The sequence below is a fragment of the Mycobacterium sp. TH-M82 genome (assembly GCF_057473605.1).
The window spans coordinates 1-2,110 of sequence record NZ_JBYCKY010000115.1; the positions used below are offsets into that span (position 1 = coordinate 1).

The 2,110-nt window shown below is 71.4% G+C and carries 2 protein-coding genes; one reads left to right on the forward strand and one right to left on the reverse strand.

The features are described from left to right. Window positions 1-1,282, forward strand: a 1,282-nt coding sequence (locus AC2VON_RS03400; protein WP_486951681.1) for an N-acetylmuramoyl-L-alanine amidase, incomplete at its 5' end; no start/stop codon positions are given. 20 nt (window positions 1,283-1,302) lie between these two features. On the opposite strand, the gene AC2VON_RS03405 is transcribed toward AC2VON_RS03400, so the two are convergent. Beyond that, window positions 1,303-2,110: HAD family hydrolase (locus AC2VON_RS03405; RefSeq protein ID WP_486951682.1), on the reverse strand; the 808-nt coding region annotated here is incomplete at its 5' end.

The following is a 2,110-nucleotide window of genomic DNA, read 5'->3' on the forward strand; positions in this document are numbered from 1 at the left end:
CACCACCGCTGTGCAGATCGCGGTCACCAGACCGGTCGCCGCAGCGCAGCCTGCACCCTCGGCCAAGCCGCCGGCCGCCGGCCCGGCGGTCAGACCCGACCTCGGATATGTACCGGCCACCGCTGAGCAGCCGTTCGCGCAGAACGTCTCCGCGGTGCTGATCTCCCCGCCGCGGGCGCCGGTCGACGTGCAGTGGACACCGCCGGCGGCGATCACCGGACCCGGCCAGCCGCCTGCCATCGTCCCTCGCAGCCACTGGGGCGGCCCCGCGTCCAACCGGTGCCGAGACACCGCGGACGGCATACCGGTCCGCGCCGCGGTCGTTCACCACACCGCCGGAAGCAACAACTACACACCGCAGGAGTCGGCGGGGATCGTGCGGGCCATCTACGCGTATCACACCCAGATGCTGGGCTGGTGCGACATCGGCTACAACGCATTGGTGGACAAGTACGGCCAGGTGTTCGAGGGCCGGGCCGGCGGCCTCACCAAGCCGGTGGAGGGCGCCCACGCCGGCGGGTTCAACCGCGACACCTGGGGTGTGTCGATGATCGGCGACTTCGAAGACTCGCCACCGCCACCCATCCAGGTCAGCACCGTCGGGCGGCTGCTGGGCTGGCGGCTGGGTCTGGACCGCGTCGACCCGCTGGGTGCGACGCAGCTGTCCTCCGCAGGGGGCTCCTACACCCACTTCGTCCGTGGCACCACCGTGGCGCTGCCCGTCGTCATCGGCCATCGCGACGTCGACGACACCGACTGCCCGGGTGCCGCCGGATACGCAACCTTGAACCAAATCCGCGATATCGCTGGACGATTCAACGAACTGCCGGGCCCGCAAGAACTGATCCGGTCGCTGGAGGGCGGCGCCATCCACGCCCGCTGGCAACAGCTGGGCGGACCCGACAGCGCGTTGGGCGCACCGACGTCACCGGAGGCGGCCGCCGACGGGTTTGCACGCTACGCCACCTTCGACCACGGCGCGATGTACTGGTCCCTGCAGACCGGCGCGCAGCCGGTCACCGGGGCGATCTACGATGCCTGGGCCTCGCTGGGTTACGAGCGCGGCGCGCTGGGGTTGCCGACCAGCGCGGAGATTCAGGAGCCGGAGTGGGTGGGACAGAATTTCCAGCACGGAACCCTGAACTTCGACCGGGCCAGCGGCGCCGTCACCCGGGTCGTCGACGGTGTCGCCGAGGAGCTGCCGGCGGCCGCTTCGGACGGCCCGCCACTGCAGCTGGAGCGGTTCTCGCCGGTGGTGGTGAGCTCGGAGCCAGCCGTGTGAAGCCGGATTGAGAACCGGGCTCAGCACCACCAGCGTTCCAGCACCCTGGCCAGCCCGTCGTCGGTGTTGGCGGCCGTCACCTCGTTGGCGGCGGCCAACACGTCGGGATGGGCGTTGCCCATCGCCACCCCGAGGCCGGCGTGCCGCAGCATCGGCAGGTCGTTGGGCATGTCCCCGAATGCCACCACGTCGCCGGCGGCGATTCCCAGCGGCCGGATCAGCTCGTCGACGCCGGTGGCCTTGCTGGTATCCGACGGCACGACCTCGACCAGACCGTTGTCGGTGGAGTAGGTGAGCTCCCCGGCGGTGCCGATGTGGCCGGCCAGCCTGGCCGCCATGTCCGCGCTGGCTGCGCCGGCCTTGCGGATCAGCAGCTTGACGGCCGGTGCGCTGAGCAGGTCATCGAGCGACACCTCGGTGTTGTCCGGGTTGAGCCAAGCGTGCTCGTAGCCCGGTGAGCTGACGAACTGCGGTGTCGCGGCGTCGTGTGCGCTGTTGCCGACCCGCTCGACGGCCAGCCCCGCACCCGGGATCAGGCGGGTGGCGATCTCCGCCAGCTCGGCGAGGGCGTCGACGGACAATGTGCGGGCCCTGATCACCCGGTCGGTCGCCGGATCGTAGATGACGGCGCCGTTGGCGCAGACCGCCATCGGAGCCAACCCGAGCGCGTCGACGACCGGACCTATCCAACGGGGCGGGCGCCCGGTGGCCAGGATGAACCGCGCGCCGGCGGCGACGGCGGCGTGGACGGCCGCGCGGGTGCGCGGGGTGACCGACTCGTCGTCGTCGAGCAAGGTGCCGTCCACGTCGCTGGCGATCAGCGCCGGC